Source organism: Vibrio mediterranei (assembly GCF_013364395.1).
GTDB classification, from domain to species: domain Bacteria; phylum Pseudomonadota; class Gammaproteobacteria; order Enterobacterales; family Vibrionaceae; genus Vibrio; species Vibrio mediterranei.
In genome coordinates, this window is sequence record NZ_JABXGK010000002.1 from 67,109 (window position 1) to 89,206 (window position 22,098).

A 22,098-nucleotide genomic window follows, 5' to 3' on the forward strand; every position below is an offset into this window, starting at 1 on the left:
CTACTCCGAATTACGCTTTGTGTTTTTTAATCAGTTCAATGAAGTGGTCAAACAATGGTGCAGCATCGTGTGGACCTGGGCTTGCTTCAGGGTGACCTTGGAAGCTAAATGCCGGCTTATCAGTGCGATGGATACCTTGAAGCGTACCGTCAAATAGAGACTTGTGCGTCGCACGCAGGTTTTCAGGTAACGTCTCTTCATCAGCAGCAAAACCATGGTTCTGAGAGGTAATCATCACTACATTGCGATCGAGATCTTTTACCGGATGGTTGGCACCGTGGTGGCCAAACTTCATTTTCACAGTTTGTGCACCTGATGCTAGCGCCAAAATTTGGTGACCCAGACAGATACCGAAGATAGGCAGTCCGTTATCTAGGAAAGTCTTAGTTGCCTCAATAGCGTAAGTACAAGGTGCTGGGTCTCCAGGGCCGTTCGATAGGAACACGCCATCTGGGTTAAGCGCGAGCACTTCTTCTGCTGAAGTTTGCGCTGGAACCACCGTTAGGCGGCAGCCGCGGTCAACAAGCATGCGCAAGATGTTACGCTTGGCACCGAAGTCGTAGGCAACAACGTGATATGGCAATTCACTGTCGTCTTTCGCTTCAGGAAGTCCACCCTCGAGCGTCCACGAACCTTGTTTCCATTGATACGTTTCTTTTGTTGTAACCTCTTTCGCAAGATCCATACCTTTCAAGCCTGGGAATTCTTTTGCTTTAGCAAGTGCTAGAGCTTCATCTAGGTTATCGCCCGCTACGATACAACCGTTCTGCGCACCTTTTTCACGAAGAAGGCGAGTCAGCTTACGTGTATCGATATCAGCGATACCAACGATGTTCTGAGACTTGAGATAGTCTGAAAGGGATTGTTCGTTACGGAAGTTTGATGCGATAAGAGGAAGATCGCGAATCACAAGACCTTGTGCGTGGATTGCTGAAGACTCTTCGTCTTCTTTATTAGTACCAGTATTGCCAATGTGAGGATAAGTAAGAGTTACGATCTGTTGAGAATAGGAAGGATCAGTGAGGATTTCTTGGTACCCCGTCATCGAGGTATTAAAAACAACTTCACCAACGGATAAACCATCTGCTCCAATGGAAACACCGTGGAACACTGTCCCATCTTCTAGGACTAACAGTGCTGATTTACTCAAGACAACCTCCAGAATAAAAATGCATAAATTTTAAATTAAATTGCAGATTTGCCTTCCTCTTCGCTATAAATAAGCGCTTTTAGGTAGTTCAGACAAATTGGCGGTATTCTAATGATGCCCGTGACAAGTGTCAACAACTGCCGAAAAATAAAATTAAATTTTATCGCCATTGACCATTTTTTTACTCTAAACCCTCAAAAAAAACACATTTCAAGAGCAAAAATCAATCAGTTATGATTCCGCATAGTTTTTCGTGCTAGCAAAGTTAATAACAACCCCGCAATTTTTACCTCATAACTACGCAAACGTTAACCGAAACAAGTTAACATATAAAAATAAGACATAAGAGACGATTTTTATCTCAAAGCTACAAAACTCACACATAAATCCATTTATTTTGTACAGTTATTGTGTTTTTGGTCGATTTAGCGAGATGGCTATTCATACCCTAGAACAATACTGACCTTGAGAATAATTATGTAAAACAATTGAGCTTTGAGATTCGACGCCATGAGATATAAAAAAAGCGCCGACTGGCGCTTTTCGTTAAATGCTATCGAGACCGAGAACTTCAGTCATGGTATAAAAGCCCGCAGGCTTATCATTGAGCCATACTGCAGCTTTAACGGCCCCATTGGCAAACGTCATGCGATCGGTCGCTTTGTGGGTAATCTCGACGCGCTCACCAATATCAGCAAACATAGCGGTATGTTCACCAACAATATCGCCAGCTCGAATCGTAGCAAAGCCAATTTCGTCACGAGTGCGCTCACCAGTGATGCCTTCACGAGCATAGACGGCTACATCGTTGAGTTCATTACCCATTGCGCCTGCAATCGCTTCTCCCATACCTATAGCAGTACCAGATGGAGCATCTACTTTATGGCGGTGGTGCGCTTCAACAATTTCGATGTCGCAGTAATCGCCCATAACTTTCGCTGCTTTCTCAAGAAGCTTAAAGACTAGGTTAACCCCAACGCTGTAGTTCGGCGCCATAACCACTGGCACAGATTGAGCAGCCTCATCGATGATCGCTTTCTCTTCTTCGCTAAAGCCAGTTGTACCAATCACCATTTTTTTGCCATGCTGTTTGCATAGCTCTAGATTCGCAAGGGTACTTTTTGGCGCAGTGAAATCGATGATAACGTCAAAGTCATCAATAGACTTATTAAGATCATCCACCAAAGCGACGTCAAATCGCCCTTCACCACACAATTCACCAACATCAACACCAACTAAAGATGACTCTGGGCGTTCAGAACCTGCGCCTACTTCAGCCTGATTGTTGTGAAACGTTGCTTTCACTAGGTTGCGACCCATGCGGCCCGCTGCTCCTGCAATCGCAATTCTTACCATTGCGTTATTCTCCGTTGTTTATGTTGTTACCAATGTAACGCAAAGACACTAGGGCTACCAGAGTCGTTACAGATTTTAACGGTATTTTTCGACCACTTTATTTAGGATGGGTACATTCGCTTCGGGGAATACATAATTCGGTAAATCGGCAATATTTACCCAACAGCCTTCCTGTCCCTCTTTTCCGTATGGTTCATTGTCAAACGACGTCACCGAGATAAAATCAAACTCCAACGATTTTTCTGGGTAGTCATGAAGTAGGTGCTCGAACAACTCAAACTCTTTAACTTTTATGTCGATCTCTTCGAACAGCTCACGAGTTATCGCCTCGCCGACTGATTCTCCTACCTCGACTTTACCCCCAGGAAACTCCCAGAAGCCGCCTTTATGAAGGTTATCAGGACGTTTAGTGATATAGATTTGCGACTTATCTTGGTTAAAGATGATTGCGGCAACGATATGAACTCGCTTCACGTTTTTCCCCACCTATTTCTGTGTTTCTCGTAAATTCAGATTAAAAAAAGAGCCGCATAATGCGACTCTTCATTTTTACATCATGGTTTAGTTAATCTTACCATGGCATTGTTTGTATTTCTTACCAGATCCACAAGGACATGGTTCATTGCGCCCAACCTTACGTTCTTCACGAACCATAGGCTGTTGTGAACCATCACCAGACTCTTCTGAGTGATCAGCAAGTTGGTTCTCAGCATCCGCGTGTTGAGCATGTGCTTTTGCTGCTGCCGCCTCTGCTTGCGCTTGACGCTGAGCTTCCATACGCTCAACTTCTTCTTGCTGTTGCACACGTACTTTTGAAAGTATAGTGATCACGTCAAATTTCAGAGAATCCAACAGTTGCTCAAACAACTCAAACGACTCACGCTTGTATTCTTGTTTCGGGTTCTTCTGAGCATAACCACGAAGGTGAATACCTTGACGTAGATGATCCATAGCCGCTAGATGCTCTTTCCATAGCGTATCTAGAGTCTGCAGCATGACCGATTTTTCAAAGTTACGAAGTACTTGTGCACCAACAGTTTCTTCTTTCTGTTGATAAATCGTTACTGCTGTATCAAGGATTTTCTCACGAAGTGCTTCTTCATAGAGCTTGTCATCTTCATCAAGCCAAGTTTTGATTGGAAGCTCTAAATCGAAGTCGTTCTTCAGACGTTCTTCTAGACCCTCGATATCCCACATATCTTCTAGAGATTGAGGTGGGATGTACTCATCGATAACAGAAGTGAACACATCAGCACGGTTTTGCTCAAGCATTTCACTAATGTCTTCTGCCGTCATTAATTCATCACGAAGCTCGTAGACTACTTTACGCTGGTCATTGGCTACGTCGTCAAACTCAAGCAATTGCTTACGGATATCGAAGTTACGACCTTCCACTTTACGCTGAGCTTTCTCAATAGATCGCGATAACATCTTACTTTCAATCGCTTCACCTTCGTCCATACCACTTTGGATAAGGCTAGCCATACGATCAGAAGTGAAAATACGGAGTAGTTGATCTTCCATTGATAGATAGAAACGAGACGAACCAGCATCACCTTGACGACCAGAACGACCACGTAACTGGTTATCGATACGGCGAGATTCATGACGCTCTGTACCAATGATATGTAGACCACCAGCAGCAAGAACTTGATCATGAATCACTTTCCATTCTGCTTTAATGGCATCGATTTGCTCTTGCGTAGGCTCAGAAATCTGTTCAACTTTAGACTGCCAGCTACCACCTAACACGATATCGGTACCACGACCCGCCATGTTAGTTGCGATAGTTACCGCACCTGGCGTACCCGCTTCAGCAACGATTTCAGCTTCGCGTTCGTGGAACTTCGCGTTAAGAACGTTGTGCTTGATCTTAGCTTGCTTCAACGCATTAGATAACAGCTCTGACTTCTCAATCGAAACCGTACCAACCAGAATAGGCTGACCTTTTGCACTGCGCTCTTTAATGTCCTCGATAATCGCGTTGAATTTTTCAACTTCAGTACGATAAACCACATCAGCCATGTCATCACGAACCATTGGTTTATTGGTTGGGATAACAACTGTTTCTAAACCATAGATAGACTGGAACTCAAACGCTTCAGTATCTGCCGTACCTGTCATACCCGACAGTTTTTCATAAAGACGGAAGTAGTTCTGGAACGTAATAGAAGCAAGTGTTTGGTTTTCGTTTTGAATCTTCACCCCTTCTTTCGCTTCAACAGCTTGGTGAAGACCTTCAGACCAACGACGGCCTGGCATAGTACGACCAGTATGCTCATCAACGATAACTACTTCGCCTTGCTCGTTAACGATATAGTCAACGTTTTTCTCAAATAAAACATGAGCACGAAGGGCGGCGTTCACGTGATGCAATAGGCTAATATTGGTTGGCGAGTAAAGTGTGTCACCCTCTTCCATCAAACCATTTTTGATCAATAGTTCTTCAACAAACTCCTGACCTGTTTCGGTTAAGTGAACCTGTTTTGATTTTTCATCAACCGTGTAGTGACCATCACCACGGTACTCTTCTGAGTCTTCTTGATCTTGTTGTTCAAGCTGAGGAATTAACGTGTTAATACGTGTATATAGCTCTGAACTGTCTTCAGCAGGACCTGAAATAATAAGTGGAGTACGAGCTTCATCAATTAAGATTGAGTCCACTTCATCGACAACAGCAAAGAATCGCTCACGCTGAACTCGGTCTTCCACACGGAAAGCCATGTTGTCACGTAGGTAGTCAAAACCAAATTCGTTGTTGGTACCGTATAGAATGTCCGCTTGATAAGCTTCTTTCTTTTCTTGTGGGTGCATGTTTGGCACGTTCACGCCAACACTCATGCCTAGGAATTCAAATAGAGCGCGGTTTGTTTCAGCATCGCGTTTTGCTAAGTAGTCATTCACGGTTACGATGTGAACGCCTTTGCCCGGTAGAGCATTTAGATAAGCAGGCAAAGTTGCTGTTAGCGTTTTACCTTCACCAGTGCGCATCTCTGCAATTTGACCAGAGTTCAACACCATGCCACCGATAAGCTGAACGTCGAAATGGCGCATCCCGAAGACACGTTTAGACGCTTCACGAACTGTAGCAAATGCTTCTGGCAGAAGTTGGTCTAGGTTTTCACCTTTATCCAATCGCTCACGAAACTCTACTGTTTTTGCTTTCAGTTCTTCGTCAGACAATGCTTCGAACTGTGGCTCGTAGTTATTGATCTGCTTTACGATTTTTCTTAGTCGACGCAGTGTTCTGTCGTTACGACTACCGATGACCTTTGTCAGTAGGTTAGTAATCATTGTGTTTTTATTCTCTCTACCATTAGATCATATCGACCTATTAAAATTGCCTTCCGTCTCGACTAGGGTCTACTGACCTAACTGAGATAAAATCTATACCAACTGATATTGAGTTCAAGCTGTTAAATTTCAAGGCAGATATACCAATTAATGGCACATAGTTTAAGGAATTTTTGCCCTAACAACCAAGCTTCAATACAAACTAACCGTAATTAGTTTGATGTGTTTGGAAGTTTTGTCATATAAAGCCGTATTCAGCGCAGCATTGTGGCGGATATTTCTAAACGGAGATAGCGGCAGCATACATCAAAAGTGAAAACTTAAACTGCACAGCGAGTATCATTTAAAGCAACCAAACTGCAAGATCACGAAGATCCACTGCAGATCTTTGCCACTATTAAGTAAAGTGCAACAGGCAACAAACTGCCACTTCACTGTTTAATAGGCATAAAAAAACCAGACTCAAGGTCTGGTTTTTTTTTAAACACTAGTAGTTTTTTAAGCGAGGACCATGTTTGGTTCTGCAAAAGCAACTGGAGAACCAGCTTGCTCTTCGAATGTAGCCCATTCCCACGCTTCTTGGTCTGCCAATACCGCACGCAGTAGTTGGTTATTTAGACCATGACCTGACTTATACGCAGAGAACTCACCAACAATCGCGTGACCAGCCATATAGAGATCGCCAATCGCATCCAACACTTTGTGAGTAACAAACTCATTATCGAAACGAAGACCCTCTTCGTTAAGAATACGGTATTCATCAAGAACGATAGCATTATCGAAGCTACCACCTAACACAAGATTTTGTGATTGTAGGTACTCGATGTCACGCATGAAACCAAAAGTACGAGCGCGAGCGATATCTTTAATAAAGCCTTGCGACGAGAAATCAAACTGCAGACGCTGTTCGTCAGCATCAATTGCAGGGTGGTTGAACTCAATCTCGAAATCCATACGGAAACCGTTGTATGGACGAAGCTCTGCCCACTTATCACCATCTTCGAAACGCACTGGTTTCTTGATACGGATGAAACGTTTTGGTGCATTCTGAGTTTCGATGCCTGCTTGTTGTAGCAAGTATACAAACGGGCTTGCACTGCCATCCATAATAGGGATTTCAGGCGCATCAACTTCAACGATGATGTTATCAATGCCCATACCCGCTAATGCTGCATTCAAGTGCTCGACTGTTGAAATACGAACACCGTCATCATTAACAAGCGCAGTACATAGCATTGTGTCGCGCACAGAAAGAGGATCCGCAGGAAAATCCACAGGCGGATTCACGTCAGTACGACGGTAAACGACACCAGTATTAGCAGCCGCTGGACGCAAAGTTAGTGTTACTTTACGGCCAGAGTGGAGACCCACTCCTACAGTAGTCACTATTTCTTTAAGCGTACGTTGTCTGATCATCTACAAACCTCTTCTTCAACGCTACAAATCACGGTTGATTATGTAAGCAACCGCGAATCCTACCAGATTTTTGAGCTGTGTCAAATTTAAGCAGACAGCTTAGTCTGCTTGACGACGCAAAAATGCTGGAATATCTAAGTAGCCACTTTCCTTTTCAGGTTTAGGTGCAGCACTAGTATTCGCGCCAGATGCAGGTGCATTTGATCCCGAATGACTCGGTGTGTTCACTTCAACCTTGTCCTGACTATTTACAGGCAAAGTTTGTGCCACTTTCTCTTCAACTTTCGCAGCTGGAGCTTGCGTTTGTTGTTGTGGCTGACTTGCTGTTACTGGTGTTTTACCACCTGCAACAAGCGTGATGTCAGGTTTGCGCTCATTACCGATACCAGTAGCAACCACAGTCACGCGAATTTCGTCGCTCATGTCAGGGTCTAGCGAAGTACCAATTACCACTGTTGCATTATCAGAAGCAAAAGCCTTCACTGTATTACCGACTGTTTCAAACTCGTCTAAACGCATATCCAGACCAGCAGTAATGTTCACTAGAACACCACGAGCACCAGCAAGATCGATATCTTCTAGAAGCGGGCTAGAAATCGCCATTTCAGCGGCTTCTTCTGCACGGTCTTCGCCTTTAGCAACACCGCTACCCATCATCGCATGACCCATCTCAGACATCACAGTACGTACGTCCGCAAAGTCGACGTTAATCATGCCTGGGCGAGTAATTAGCTCTGCAATACCTTGAACGGCATTCTTAAGAACATCGTTCGCACTTGCAAAGGCTTCTAAAAGCGTAACACCACGACCTAGTACTTTAAGTAGCTTTTCATTTGGAATAGTGATTAAAGAGTCAACATGCTTTGATAGCTCTTCAATACCCTGTTCTGCAAATGCAAGACGCTTTTTACCCTCGAAGCTAAATGGTTTAGTCACCACCGCAACAGTAAGAATACCAAGCTCTTTCGCTACTTCAGCAATAACGGGAGCTGCACCGGTTCCGGTACCACCACCCATACCAGCTGCGATAAATACCATATCGGCGCCAGTAATGCTTTCTTTAATTCTTTCTTTATCTTCGAGAGCTGCATCACGTCCAACTTGTGGGTTTGCACCCGCACCCAAGCCTTTTGTAATATCGCCGCCGATTTGAATGACGTGACTAATACTCGTTTTGCGAAGTGCCTGAGCATCCGTATTCACACTAATGAAATCAACCCCTTCGATTGACTCACGAACCATGTGTTCTACAGCGTTACCACCGCCACCGCCGACTCCAACTACTTTAATGACTGCTTCGTCAGACATTTCCATCATCGGTTCAAACATTTGTTATCTCCGTTTTCCTGCAACTCAGGTTAAAACTCTTTTTGTATCCAATTACGCAACTTTCCAAAGATTGTCGACACCGATTGACGTTTTGGTTCGTTATAATCATTGTCGTCATTGATCTGACTGTCTCTTGCGTAATGAAGTAATCCAACGGCCGTAGAATGATACGGCTCCTTTACATAGTCCGTGAGACCGCTAACCTCTAAAGGCTTGCCTACACGAACCTGATTGCGGAAGACGCGCTCTGCACACTCCACAACCCCTTCAATTTGTGCTGCGCCGCCCGTTAAGACCACGCCTGCTGCTAGATGATGTTTTACACCATTCTCTCTTAGTTTAGCTTGAACATTATCAATGGTTTGATTTACTAGTCCCATTAACTCTGTATAGCGTGGTTCTATCACTTCTGCCAATGTTTGGCGTTGCAAACTACGAGAAGGTCGACCACCAACGCTTGGAACGTTAACTGTATCATCTTTGCTCACTAGTTCGCTTAGAGCACAACCATACTTTACTTTTATTTCTTCTGCATCACTAAGAGGTGTACCAAATGCAAATGCAATATCACTGGTCACCGCATTACCAGCATAAGAGAACACTTCTGTATGTCGAAGTGCACCACCGGTCCAAATAGAGACATCCATGGTTCCCGCGCCAATGTCTACGACACAAACGCCCAGCTCTCGTTCATCTTCAGTAATAACAGCGTTACTGGAAGCTAATCCAGAGAAAACCAACTGCTCTACCTTTAATCCACAACGCTCAACGGCCTTGATGATATTTCTTGCCATATCATTGTGACAAGAAATCAGATGAACACTCACTTCCATTCGAACACCAGACAAGCCAAGCGGATTTTTTATCCCTTCTTGATAGTCTATGGTAAATTCCTGAGGAATCACATGAAGAATACGTTGTTCATCACCAATTTTAATGGATTTCGCGGTATGAATCGCTCGGTCCATATCATCCTGTGACACTTCTTCCTCAGAAATGGTTCCCATGCCTTTTTCAATTCGACTCGCAATATGCTTGCCTGAAAGAGAAATAAATACATTGCTAATCTGGCATTCTGCCATCAACTCAGCTTGATCGATCGCACGCTGCACGGATTTAACCACTGACTCTAGGTCGTTTACACCGCCTTTGTCCATGCCTCGAGAAGGACTGGAGCCAGCACCAATGATATTGACCTGACCGTCGGGTAATACTTCACCGACCAACGCAGATACAGTTGCAGTGCCTATATCAAGACCGACAATAATATTGTCATCCGTGGTCTTCGTCATCTGTACTCTCTTTGTTATAGATATTTCAATTTCCAGCGAACAATCTTGTTGCTCAATGTCCAAACTGAACTTAGGTATCGATAAATTGCTCTACCGATACGTAATACCAGTCATCCTACTTTTTTGCTCTCTGCGTGAGCGGTTCCAGCCTCCTCCGCAGGGAACCAGCCAACCGCAGCGCCGGTATCATATCTTAAGTCGATATAACTAATTTTAGAGACTTGATCGCCCAACTTTCGATAAAGCGAAATAAAGCGCTCCAAGCGCTCCTGCATCGAGTCTTTACCCAACTCTAAACGGATACCGTTGTCCAAAATAACTTGCCAAGCTCGGCGTTCGTTCAGTACCAATGATGATATGGATAACCCAAGCGGTGCTAATTGCCCGTTGCTGTCTCGATAAGTTTGAAGTACTTGTAACTCAGTGCCTTTTGGCCCATAAAGTTTTACTTTCTGCTCTTCAATTGCCGACACATCACCGCTAAACACAACACCGTTTGTGTCTAACATATCAATACCATTCCAGATGGCACTAGCCTGATGCTCTGTAAGAAAGACTTTTACTGTATCTGGCCATTGTTTGCGAACGGAGGCCTGAGATACCCAAGGGATTTGCTCGACGCTTTGCTGCAGCACATTGATGTCTTGAGACATAAAAGTGCCAATGTGTTCAAGGTTGGCAAATGCGTGTTGCACATCCTTGGCAGTTACATGAGTTAAATCGCCCTGCAACACTATCTTTGATAAAGGGAGGCGCTGGTCGTCCCACATCCAGCTAATGGTGGAATAAAGTGTTGAACCTATTACGGTGATTACAGCTAATAAAAAAACAGCCCCGACCCCATGTTTAGAAAACAAGGTAATTCGACGCGTTGATTCTGCACTGCTCTCTGAAGTTTCAGTCAAACTCTTTGGTCCTTTATTAACTTCTCTTCGCCTTTCCTTAAGATAGTGGAATAAGAGTCTAATCTAATATTGTTAACCTTAGGATTATACTAATGAATATCAAACTATCAAACACTGAACCTAAGAAATATCGGCTTTTACACATTGAAATAACAAAAATGTTCGACTAAGCGATCAAAATTCTCGATAGCTCGGTCGAACAGTTAAGTTTTTTACTAGTTGAACTGACGTTGCTAACTATTCTGCATTAGCTGGATATCTAACTTCATCTGCTCAAGCTTTCTGGCTACTTTACCGATATCACCAGCACCTTGCGTCAGAAGAAGGTCGCCTTCTTGCAAAAGATTCGATAAAACAGATGGTAACGCATTCACGTCTGGAACAAAAACAGGATCCAACTTACCTCTTGTACGAATAGTACGACATAGTGAGCGTCCATCAGCCCCAGCAATCGGAGCCTCTCCTGCCGAATAAACATCCAACATCACTAAAACATCAACTTGTTCCAGCACATTGGCAAAGTCATCATATAAATCGCGAGTACGACTATATCGATGAGGTTGGAAAATCATCACTAAGCGTTTTTCTGCCCAGCCACTGCGCGCCGCTTTAATCGTAACATCCACTTCTGTTGGGTGATGGCCGTAGTCATCCACTAGCATCACTTTACCGTTACCTGTTTCAAACTCACCAAGGTGCTCAAAGCGTCGGCCAGTACCTTCAGTCCCTAACATGGCGTTAACGATAGCTTCATCGGCAATATTATCTTCCGTTGCAACAGCAATCGCCGCCGCTGCATTAAGAGCATTATGTTGACCTGGAATATTTAGAGTAATTTCTAAGTTCTCTCGGCCTTTTCTGACAACCGTGAATTTACCTTGCTGGCCGTCTTGACGATAGTTCTCAATTCGCACATCTGCATCATCAGAAAAACCATAAGTAATCACTTGACGACTAACACTTGGAATCAATTCACGAACTACCGGATCGTCAACACACATCACCGCCTGACCGTAGAAAGGCAGGTTATGTAAGAAATCGATAAAGGTTTGTTTTAGCGTATCAAAGTCTCCACCATAGGTATCCATATGGTCAGCTTCAATATTAGTCACAATACTCACCATCGGTTGCAGGTGAAGGAAAGACGCATCACTTTCATCCGCTTCAGCGATCAATATTCGGCTTGAGCCTAATCGAGCATTAGTACCAGCACTTTTTACCAAGCCACCGTTAACAAACGTCGGATCCATTCCAGCTTCCGAATAAATCTGAGTAACCAGTGCAGTCGTCGTGGTTTTACCGTGCGTACCAGCCACAGCGATCCCATGTCTAAAACGCATCAGTTCCGCTAGCATTTCAGCACGGCGAACTACAGGAATTCTCAGCTCTTTTGCAGCAACTAATTCTTGGTTTTCTGGATCGATAGCCGTAGACACCACTACCACACTTGCATTTTCAATATTGCTCGCCTGATGGCCAATATAGACAGTGGCACCTTTTTGAGTCAGACGCTCTGTCACAGCATTTTCAGCAAGATCTGAACCGGTAATCTGATAGCCTTCATTAAGCAGTACCTCTGCGATACCACTCATGCCAGCACCACCAATTCCGACAAAGTGAATACACTTCACTCGTCTCATTTCAGGTATCAGGGCCCGTATTTGTGCTAGGTCTTGAGTATGTTGCTGTGTCATGGATTAAATCTCGTCAATCTATTTTGTTAATTCGATAATTTCTTGGGCGACGCGTGTATCTGCATCAAGTTTAGCGGCTTTTCGTGCATTCTTCGCAAGCTCTAGTAGTTGCAGTCGATCGAGCTGTTTTACCTGTTGCGCCAATTTTTCTACCGTTAAATCCGGCTGTTCAATCATATAGGCAGCGCCACTGTGCACTAGGTGATCACCATTAAGTGCTTGCTGCCGATCTTTGTGCATAAATGGAATAAATATTGCGCCTACGCCGACCGCAGCTAATTCAGAAACAGTCAAAGCACCAGAGCGACAAATTACTAGGTCAGCCCAACGATAGGCTTGGGCAACATCGTCGATAAACTCAGTAACGTCTGCATTGTCAACTGCATTGGAGCGATATAGCTCAGCCACTTCTTCGCTATTACCTTTACCCGCTTGATGACGGATTGTGTAGCCTGAACCAAGCTTTGCCATTACGGGAGGTAGCGTCTGGTTTAAAATACGTGCACCTTGACTGCCACCCATGACAAGAATACGAATATCACCTTCGCGGCCTTCAAGTCGCTGTTGCGGTTCTTCAGTATCAATTAAATCTTGTCTTACTGGGTTCCCAACTACTTCAGCGTTAGGGAATGCACCAGGGAACGCCTGGAATACTTTCTTGGCAATTTTCGACAACCATTGATTGGTTAATCCCGCTACACCATTTTGTTCGTGTAATACAACTGGAATGCCCATGGTCCAAGCCGCAATACCACCAGGGCCACTCACATAACCACCCATGCCTAGCACGGCATCCGGTTGCCATTTTTTTAGGTGCTTTCTAGCCTGTAATATAGCGCTAAATATCTGAAATGGCGCTTTCATAAGCTTGGTAATGCCTTGTCCTCGAAGACCTTTCACTTTAATGAAATCGATCTCAATACCATGCTTGGGAACCAAGTCGGCTTCCATACGATCAGCCGTTCCTAACCAGCGAATCTCCCAACCTTGTTCTTGTAGTCGATGCGCAACAGCAAGCCCTGGAAACACGTGACCACCAGTACCACCAGCCATCACCATCAAACGTTTATTCTTTTTCATCTTTGGCTTTTTTCTTGTCTTTCTCAGGAGGCGCTTCCTGAGGTGTAGGTTCATCTATGTCTGGTAACAGACGGCATTCGTGGTCGATACGTAGCAGTATCGACACCGCAACGGACATAATTATAAGACTGGAGCCACCATAACTGATTAAGGGCAATGTCAAACCTTTGGTAGGAACCATACCAGCAGCAGCACCAACGTTGACTAACGTTTGAAAAGCAAACCAAATTCCGATGGCAAAAGAGAGATAGCCCCCAAACAGTTGCTTCTTCTCAAAGGCACGCTTGCCGATGTACAGAGCTTTAATCACCAAAGCAAACACCAACATCAACACGAGAAGCACACCAATAAAACCTAACTCTTCAGCTAAAACCGCAAATACGAAGTCAGTATGCGCTTCAGGCAGGTACTCCAATTTTTGTACCGAGTTACCTAACCCTTGCCCCATCAAATTACCGCGGCCGAACGCCATCAATGATTGTGTTAGCTGGTAGCCACTTCCGAAAGGGTCTTCCCATGGGTCAAGGAAAGATGTCACTCGGCGAACACGATAGGGCTCCACCAAGATCAGGGCAATAACCGCACCAACACCAGCTACCAATAACGCGATAAACTGAGACAGCTTTGCGCCCGCTATAAACAGCATACCAAATAGGGTCACCAACATTACCACCACGGTTCCTAAGTCAGGCTGACCAAGCAACAAAATAGCAAAGGTAGTAAACACCATGATAGGTTTGATAAAGCCGCCAAAGAAGGATTGCCTTACCTCATCTTGCTTGCGAACTAGATAGCTCGACATGAAAATGAACAGTGACAATTTAGCGACTTCAGCGGGCTGCAGGTTAAAGAGCCCAAGAGGGATCCAGCGCGAAGCACCATTAACCGACTTCCCGACGGCCAATACGACGACCAGAAGAAATATCGACAGCGCAAGCAAATAAGTACTGTAACGAAACCATTTTTCCGTTGGAACTTGGAGAACAATGGACGATGTCCCAAGCGCTAGCACCAAGAAAATCGCATGTCGAAACATGAAGTGGAATGGTTGGTCAGTGAGTCTTGAACTAATAGGAAAAGAAGCCGATGTTACCATAACCAAGCCGGTAATCATCAATGCAAACGCTAACCACACTAACTGTCTATCGTAGAGGGCATCAGGAGCTGGATGTGAAAACCAACCTGTTACCCTTTGTCGAAATTGATGGAACATAGTAGCGAGTCCGTTTAACTAACTTGTTTTGAAAATTGCTGAGCCAGCTGGGTAAAGTCATCTCCACGAGCCATAAAATTGGCAAACTGATCAAAGCTTGCACAAGCTGGAGATAACATAACCATATCACCCTTTTGCAGTTCGGGTGTAATATCGGTTAGGACATTGTTGAGCGTGTCATATCGAACCGCCGATGGATGCAAGGCCATGAACTCCTCACCATCTCTCCCAAAACAGCACAACTTCACATTCAGCTCAGACAGTGGTTTGGCTAACTCAGAAAAGTCAGCGCCTTTGCCAACGCCACCTACCAAAAGATACAGTTTACCCTCTAAGGTTAAGCCAGATAACGCCGCAAGTGTGCTCGCCACGTTAGTAGCCTTGGAATCATTCACCCACTTGACGCCCTTTTCATCTGCAACCACTTGGCAACGATGACTCAAACCAGTGTACGCAGCCAAACACGCCAAACCTTTTCGGTAGTCGATACCGCTCAGTTTGAGCAATGCACAGGCCACCAGCGCATTGGACCAATTGTGCTTGCCAACCAAACGAAGTTGGTCGGTGGAAATAATGGTTTCATCGTTATCGACTAGCCAGACTTGTCCGTCGATTTCACGCATACCGAAGTCTTGCTCATTAAAACCAAACGTTGCTACAGGAAGCCCGCTCAGCTCAGGGGAAGTCTCTGGCTCATCACGATTCACCAAAGCATGTTCTGCATTGAAGAAAATACGTCGTTTCGCTTGTGCATAATCTTCCATCCCATGGTAGCGATCCATATGATCTTCGGACAGATTCAAAAATGTCGATACTTTGGTTTTTAGAGAATAGGTTGTTTCGAGTTGGAAGCTAGATAATTCTAGGACATACAAGTCGGCATTCAGTTCCAGCAAATCTAAAGCAGGAACACCAATATTACCGCCAACACCGACATTGATACCCGCAGCTTTGGCCATTGCTCCTGTTAGGTCGGTCACTGTACTTTTACCGTTGGAGCCTGTAATAGCAATAACAGGCTTGGTAGTTGCCCACGCAAACAGTTCAATATCGCCAACAACGCGAATACCTTTTTCCAGTGCCTGCTGAATTTCTGGTGTTGCCAAAGCAATACCAGGGTTGCAAACAATCAGGTCTGCTTGATTCAACCACTCAGTATTAAAGCTTCCAGCATGCAGTTCTGCACCTTCTGGCAACTGCTCAGCACCGGGAGGGTTCTCCCGACTGTCCATCACACGAACAGTCACGTCAGGATGGTTTTTACTAACATGATTAACGACAGAGAGCCCGGTAATACCGAGCCCAACTACAACGACTTGCTTTATGTCTTGCCAAGAATCCATGAACTGATTGTCCTACTGCGTTTCTAACGTACTTTAAGAGTGGCTAATCCAATAAGAACTAGTACGATTGAAATAATCCAAAAACGAACAATAACACGTGGTTCCGGCCATCCTTTTAGCTCGTAGTGGTGGTGAATAGGCGCCATACGGAAAATACGCTGGCCACGCAGTTTGTATGAACCTACCTGAAGAATAACCGACAGCGTTTCCATTACGAATACACCGCCCATAATAACAAGCACAAACTCTTGGCGAACCAACACCGCAATCACACCAAGTGCACCACCAAGTGCCAGTGAGCCAACATCACCCATAAACACTTGTGCTGGATACGTGTTAAACCAAAGGAAACCAAGGCCAGCACCAACCATTGCGGTACATACAACGACCAACTCTGAGGTATATGGGATATAAGGAATATGTAGGTAGTTAGCGAAGTTAACGTTGCCCGTAGCCCAAGCAATAACCGCAAAACCCGCCGCTACAAGTACTGTCGGCATAATAGCCAAGCCATCCAAACCATCCGTCAGGTTTACAGCGTTACTTGTGCCTACAATAACAAAATAGGTGAAGACGATATAAAACAGCCCCATCTGCGGCATTACGTCTTTGAAGAAAGGCACAACCAGCTGAGTTGCAGCCGTATCTTGTCCATGAGCATATAAAGCGAAAGCCACGAACAGAGCGATAACTGACTGCCAAAAATACTTCCAACGAGCAATCAAACCATCAGTGTTCTTACGGACAACTTTGCGATAATCGTCGACAAAACCCACTGCGCCGTAGCCAAGTAAAACAACCAATACAGCCCAAACATAAGGGTTGCTTAGGTCAGACCACAACAACACTGTTAATGTAATCGCAAACAAGATCATCACGCCGCCCATGGTTGGCGTTCCGCGCTTACTAAAGTGCGATTCAGGACCTTCGTTACGAACAACTTGACCGATTTGCAACATTTGCAGGCGAGCAATCATTTTAGGTCCCATCCATAAGGACAACCCTAAAGCGGTTAACACACTGACTATGGCTCTGAATGACAGGTATTCAAACAGTCGAAAAAAAGAAAAGTATGGCTGTAGTAATTCCGCAAGCCAAATAATCATGTGTAAGTCTCCTTCAGTGCATTAGCAATGGTGTACATGCCTGCACTTAGTGCCCCTTTCACCAATAAGGTATGAGAGGTCTGGTTTAGCTGTGTTAAATTGCGCTCGATATATTCAAGCATGCTGTCGTGACTCTGAAAATGCATACCACCACATAGGTCACTGATAACCTTCGCATCTTCACCATAGGTCAAAACATGTTCAAATGCGAAAGGAGCAGCATGTTGTCCGACTTCTTTGTGAAGTGCAAGACTTTCATGCCCCAATTCTGCCATATTACCCAGAATCAACCAGCGCTGCCCTTGCTTAAACTGTGCAAGCAAGTCAACCGCCGCTTTCATCGCAGGCACACTGGCGTTATAGCTGTCATCAATTAAGGTAATGTGCTCAGTAAGTTTTTCGACATCAACACGACGTTTAACCTTACTTAGCGATTGCAAACCTATTTTGATTTGCTCTAAGGTCGCACCACATTGAATCGCCAAAGCACTCGCAGCAACGGCATTCGCCACATTATGCTCACCTAGCAATGACAACTGCAGTTCGACATTGCCGATTGGTGTGTGCAGTGTAAATAACGGATAGCCCTCTGATGACATCGCTATGTCAGAGCCATAAAAATCGGCGTTAGTGTTTTGTTTAGAGAACGTTATAAGGTTTTTATCTTGTAAAACTTCTGACCAAATCGACTCACCTTGACTATCGAGATTGATCAGCGCTGTCCCGTTGGCTGTGAGACCCTGGTAAATTTCACCTTTCGCAGTTTTCACGCCATAAAGAGAACCAAAGCCCTCTAGGTGCGCTTCTGCCACATTATTAACCATGGCAATATCAGGTTTCACCAGCGCCGTGGTGTAAGCAATCTCGCCAATATGATTCGCACCTAGTTCGATAACAGAAAAGTCATCTTGTGGTGTGCTGCGAAGTAATGTCAGTGGAACACCAATATCATTATTGAAGTTGCCAGCTGTGTATAGCACTTGTCCAAGGCCAGATAAGATACTCGCCACCATCTCTTTTACTGTGGTTTTGCCACAGCTACCAGTAATGGCAAGAGTTTTTGTCCCACAACGACGATGCACTTCAGCCCCTAATAAGCCAAGTGCAACTTTACTATCTGCTACGATAACCTGCGGAATATCAATATCCAGTTGACGTTCAACAATCAGTGCGGCAGCACCTTTATCAGCAGCTTGCTGGCAAAAATCGTGAGCATCAAAGCGTTCACCGACTAACGCAATAAACAGTGCTCCAGACTGAATCGCACGAGTATCTGTCGTGACTTCTTGGATTTGAACCTCACCGCCACTCTGCGTACCTTCAACAATATTGGCAATGTCAGATAGTGTTAATGCAATCATAATGTAAGTCCCAATAATGTTGCGGCCGATTCTCTGTCCGAGTAATGCACCGTTTCGGTGCCAATAACCTGATAGTCTTCGTGACCTTTACCAGCGAGTAAAATAATGTCCGATGCCCCAGCTTGGTTCATCGCCACCTGCGCCGCATCAAACCGTTTGTGTTCAACAATAGCAGCTTGCGGTTGGCTCATACCGGCCAACATATCTTCGACAATAGCAGCAGGGTCTTCACTTCGAGGATTATCATCACTAAGAATAACGTGGTCAGCTAAGCGTTCAGCAATCGCCGCCATCATTGGTCGTTTTCCTTTGTCTCGGTCACCACCGCAGCCGACAATCACCCAAAGTTTACCTTCACAATGTACTCGCAACGCCAACAGCGCTTTTTCAAGAGCATCGGGGGTGTGAGCATAATCGACAACTATTTTGGGTTTACTAGTGGTTTGGAATAGTTCCATTCTGCCAAGCACTGGTTGCAGTTTCGACGCAGTTTGTTGCAGATGTTCGATATCAAAGCCAAGCGCTAATAACGACGCAAACGCCAGCATGAGATTGCTAGCGTTAAATTGACCAATCAGTGGTGCTTGCAGATTGCCTTGCCCAAAGTAACCATCGAATTCAAGTGAGATTCCGCTATCGCTGTATTCTACTGTTGTTGCCCACAGCCCTCTTTCACCTTCTTGACGTCCTTCCACAGACACCGCGATGGCATCACTTCGTTCCGTCAACCAACGGCGACCAACGACATCATCAATATTGAGAACCGCATGTTCACAATGATGGCCGGTAAACAGGAGCTTCTTCGCGGCTTCGTATCCTTCCATTGTTCCATGATAATCGAGATGATCACGGCTCAGATTGGTAAAAATACCTAACTTAAATGGCACAGCGGCAACGCGACCTTGAACTAAGCCGTGAGAAGACACTTCCATCGCTGTATAGTTCGCACCTTGCTGATCTAACTTTGCTAAGATTCGCTGTACATCAATGGCACTGCCTGTGGTGTTTTTTGCCTCTTCAAGCTGATCTAAGAAGCCATTGCCCGTCGTGCCCATAATAGCGGCTTTATCACCGAGTAAATCAATCCATTGAGCAATAAGCTGGGTGATGGTGGTTTTGCCATTCGTCCCAGTTACACCAATGACTTGTTGCTGATATTGATATAGGCGTGCCGCGATGACAGAAAGCAGCGTGTCGAGTTGGTAGAGATGGATAATTGGCACTTCACCAATATAGGTCACTTCGCCATGCTTATGCTCACTGTCTGCTTGAGCCAGCACAGACGTAGCGCCTGCTTGCACTGCTCTTTCGATAAACAGACGGCCATCGACAGTATGGCCAATGATCGCGACGAAGCTATCGCCTTGTTGAATAACCCTGCTATCTAATTCCAAATTGGAAACGACTATGTCATCAAGTGACAAGTAGCTCACAGAGCCTTCCATTTCGCTAATCCAAGGTTTTAGCAGTTTTGCCAATGTCAAAGAGGTCAACATTGTTTTCACCTATTTTTGAAACTGATTTTCATCAGGCGCTACATTTAATATTTGCAGCGAGCCTTTCATAATTTCTGAGAATACTGGGCCTGCGACAGCACCACCATAATACTGATCACCTTGTGGTTCGTTAATCACCACAACAAGCGCAATGCGAGGGTCACTCACGGGAGCAACACCCGACGTAATTGCCACGTATTCGTCACTATAGCCACCTGCTGCTGCTTTTCGTGATGTACCTGTTTTGGCTGCAACACGATATCCAGGAACGGCAGCACGCGTCGCTGTACCACCTGGTTGAGTTACCGCTTCTAGCATGTGTAATACTTCAACCGCGTAGTGATGATCTATGACCTGCTTCGATAAATCTTGCTGATTGTTCTCAATAATATGCACTGGTTGATACAACCCGCCATTACCTAATGTCGCATAGGCATGCGCTAATTGCAGTGGAGTAATCGAAATACCATAGCCGAAGGCAAGTGTAGCAATTTCAAATTGAGACCAACGGCGACGGTTAGGGAAAATACCGGTGGTTTCGCCGACTAAGTTCAGCCCAGAAAGTTGGCCAAAACCGATCGAGCTATACATTCCCAATAACTCTTGCAGTGGCATTTCCAATGCAAGCTTAGCCACACCGATGTTACTGGACTTTTGAAGAATCTTCGCCAAGTTAGCCTTACCAACTTTTGAAGTATCACGAACGCGACTCCCACCAATTTGCATGATGCCATTACCGGTATCAATCACGGTATTTTCATCGGCTACACCTGCTTCTAAAGCGGCTAACACAACAAACGGTTTAACAGTCGAGCCCGGTTCCATCGCATCGGTTATCACTCGGTTACGCATGGTAAAGGATTGACGAGAGGAGCGATTATTAGGGTTGTATGATGGTGCATTGACCATAGCCAACACACCGCCAGTCTTCACATCGATAATCACTGCACTGCCTGAGGTCGCGCGGTAATCAGCAACGGCTTGTTTTACTGCGCGATAAGCAATCGCTTGCAAACGCTGGTCAATAGTAAGTTCGAGCGGCTTACCTTCTTCGCGCTCCTCTAGAGAGATATTTTCTACGACTCGACCATAACGGTCTTTACGAATAATGCGTTTACCCGCCTCACCTGTCAGCCATTTATCATAGCTTCGTTCCACCCCTTCGAGACCATGACCATCAATGCCAGTGACCCCAACTAAGTGCGCGCTGACTTCACCAGCAGGGTAATAGCGGCGAGATTCAGCTTTCAGTCCAACTCCCGAGAGTTTTAACTCTTTGATGTACTTTGCCATGGCTGGGCTGACTTGGCGTTGCAGATAGATAAAGCGGCGAGTTTTGTTTTTCTCAATCTTATTGATAAGGGCCTGTCGGTCAAGACCAAGTACATCCGCTAGGGCATGCCAACGGTCAAGTTTTGCCAAACCATTATCTTTAAATATCGTAGCAGGATCTGCCCATACCGCTTGAACTGGAACACTGACCGCCAAGGGCTCGCCATTGCGATCTGAAATAATGCCGCGGGCAGAGGGAAGTGCTTTAACGCGAACCGAACGTAAATCGCCTTGCTTGATTAAGTTATCCGGTTCGATAACTTGGATATAGCCGATTCTGGCTACCAGTGCAGTGAAGATTAATAACACACAACCTAAGATGAGACGAAAGCGCCATGCAATCAACGTTGGAGCTTCCGCAGTTTGTGTACTTTTCTTCTTGTTGGAGGGTTTTACAACTTTTTTGCCTTTCATTTCAGGGAAACCACTACTTCCTTGTCAGCATCAGGACGCTTCATATCCAGTTCTTGCTTTGCCATCGCTTGGACTCGACTATGTTCAGACAACGCATTTTCTTCAAGAAGTAAGTTGCGCCATTCATTATCAAGCCTTTCACGCTCTTGGAGCGCCACATCTTTTTGGTTAATTGCCTGGCGAGTATGGTGAGTAGCAAAGACGACCCCCATCGCTGACGCGAATATTAATAGCAATACCATTAAAGGTACTCGACCCACCGTTATGATATCTATTCCGATGAGTTTGGCTAAGTTGTGTTTTGGCTCGTTAGACAT

17 protein-coding genes are annotated in these 22,098 nt (G+C 45.0%); all 17 read right to left on the reverse strand.

Annotated elements, in window-relative coordinates:
- Window positions 1–10: 10 nt before the first annotated feature.
- Window positions 11–1,150, reverse strand: a complete 1,140-nt coding sequence (carA, locus tag HOP38_RS13740) for a glutamine-hydrolyzing carbamoyl-phosphate synthase small subunit (RefSeq protein ID WP_062459866.1) — start codon at window positions 1,148–1,150, stop codon at window positions 11–13.
- 546 nt (window positions 1,151–1,696) lie between these two features.
- The gene (dapB, locus tag HOP38_RS13745) at window positions 1,697–2,506 is read right to left on the reverse strand and encodes a 4-hydroxy-tetrahydrodipicolinate reductase (protein ID WP_006075634.1); all 810 of its coding nucleotides are present in this window, start codon (window positions 2,504–2,506) and stop codon (window positions 1,697–1,699) included.
- Between the two features lie 75 nt (window positions 2,507–2,581).
- Window positions 2,582–2,980, reverse strand: coding sequence for an 8-oxo-dGTP diphosphatase MutT (gene mutT / locus HOP38_RS13750; protein ID WP_124940237.1), 399 nt, complete (start codon window positions 2,978–2,980; stop codon window positions 2,582–2,584).
- Window positions 2,981–3,067: 87 nt separating this feature from the next.
- Entirely contained in the window at window positions 3,068–5,800 is a 2,733-nt protein-coding gene (secA, locus tag HOP38_RS13755; protein WP_124940238.1) for a preprotein translocase subunit SecA, read from the reverse strand.
- A gap of 498 nt (window positions 5,801–6,298) precedes the next feature.
- Window positions 6,299–7,216, reverse strand: coding sequence for a UDP-3-O-acyl-N-acetylglucosamine deacetylase (gene lpxC / locus HOP38_RS13760; RefSeq protein ID WP_031494089.1), 918 nt, complete (start codon window positions 7,214–7,216; stop codon window positions 6,299–6,301).
- Between the two features lie 99 nt (window positions 7,217–7,315).
- Window positions 7,316–8,545 (reverse strand): cell division protein FtsZ, encoded by a 1,230-nt coding sequence (gene ftsZ, locus HOP38_RS13765; protein ID WP_031495612.1) that lies wholly within the window; start codon window positions 8,543–8,545, stop codon window positions 7,316–7,318.
- A 29-nt stretch (window positions 8,546–8,574) separates the two neighbouring features.
- Complete coding sequence (gene ftsA, locus HOP38_RS13770; RefSeq protein ID WP_038223983.1) at window positions 8,575–9,837, reverse strand: cell division protein FtsA; 1,263 nt, start codon at window positions 9,835–9,837, stop codon at window positions 8,575–8,577.
- A gap of 110 nt (window positions 9,838–9,947) precedes the next feature.
- Complete coding sequence (locus HOP38_RS13775) at window positions 9,948–10,742, reverse strand: cell division protein FtsQ/DivIB (protein ID WP_006072718.1); 795 nt, start codon at window positions 10,740–10,742, stop codon at window positions 9,948–9,950.
- 233 nt (window positions 10,743–10,975) lie between these two features.
- On the reverse strand, window positions 10,976–12,436 hold the full coding sequence (gene murC, locus HOP38_RS13780; RefSeq protein WP_198558297.1) for a UDP-N-acetylmuramate--L-alanine ligase: 1,461 nt from the start codon (window positions 12,434–12,436) through the stop codon (window positions 10,976–10,978).
- A gap of 18 nt (window positions 12,437–12,454) precedes the next feature.
- A complete protein-coding gene (gene murG / locus HOP38_RS13785; protein WP_031494213.1) occupies window positions 12,455–13,516 on the reverse strand; it encodes an undecaprenyldiphospho-muramoylpentapeptide beta-N-acetylglucosaminyltransferase in 1,062 nt (353 codons plus the stop codon).
- Window positions 13,503–14,729 (reverse strand): cell division protein FtsW, encoded by a 1,227-nt coding sequence (gene ftsW, locus HOP38_RS13790; RefSeq protein ID WP_006072713.1) that lies wholly within the window; start codon window positions 14,727–14,729, stop codon window positions 13,503–13,505. Before ftsW ends, murG begins: the two co-directional genes overlap by 14 nt.
- Window positions 14,730–14,743: 14 nt before the next feature.
- Window positions 14,744–16,072, reverse strand: a complete 1,329-nt coding sequence (murD, locus tag HOP38_RS13795; RefSeq protein WP_198558298.1) for a UDP-N-acetylmuramoyl-L-alanine--D-glutamate ligase — start codon at window positions 16,070–16,072, stop codon at window positions 14,744–14,746.
- A gap of 23 nt (window positions 16,073–16,095) precedes the next feature.
- Complete coding sequence (mraY, locus tag HOP38_RS13800) at window positions 16,096–17,178, reverse strand: phospho-N-acetylmuramoyl-pentapeptide-transferase (protein WP_006072711.1); 1,083 nt, start codon at window positions 17,176–17,178, stop codon at window positions 16,096–16,098.
- Window positions 17,175–18,539: a UDP-N-acetylmuramoyl-tripeptide--D-alanyl-D-alanine ligase gene (locus HOP38_RS13805; protein ID WP_198558299.1), complete on the reverse strand. Its 1,365-nt coding sequence runs from the start codon at window positions 18,537–18,539 to the stop codon at window positions 17,175–17,177. Before HOP38_RS13805 ends, mraY begins: the two co-directional genes overlap by 4 nt.
- The gene (gene murE, locus HOP38_RS13810; RefSeq protein ID WP_198558300.1) at window positions 18,536–20,035 is read right to left on the reverse strand and encodes a UDP-N-acetylmuramoyl-L-alanyl-D-glutamate--2,6-diaminopimelate ligase; all 1,500 of its coding nucleotides are present in this window, start codon (window positions 20,033–20,035) and stop codon (window positions 18,536–18,538) included. The genes HOP38_RS13805 and murE overlap by 4 nt, the downstream gene beginning before the upstream one ends.
- Window positions 20,036–20,044: 9 nt before the next feature.
- Window positions 20,045–21,781: a peptidoglycan glycosyltransferase FtsI gene (locus HOP38_RS13815; protein ID WP_006072706.1), complete on the reverse strand. Its 1,737-nt coding sequence runs from the start codon at window positions 21,779–21,781 to the stop codon at window positions 20,045–20,047.
- Window positions 21,778–22,098 carry a cell division protein FtsL gene (gene ftsL, locus HOP38_RS13820; protein ID WP_006072704.1) on the reverse strand — a complete coding sequence of 107 codons (321 nt, stop codon included), beginning with the start codon at window positions 22,096–22,098 and terminating at the stop codon, window positions 21,778–21,780. Before ftsL ends, HOP38_RS13815 begins: the two co-directional genes overlap by 4 nt.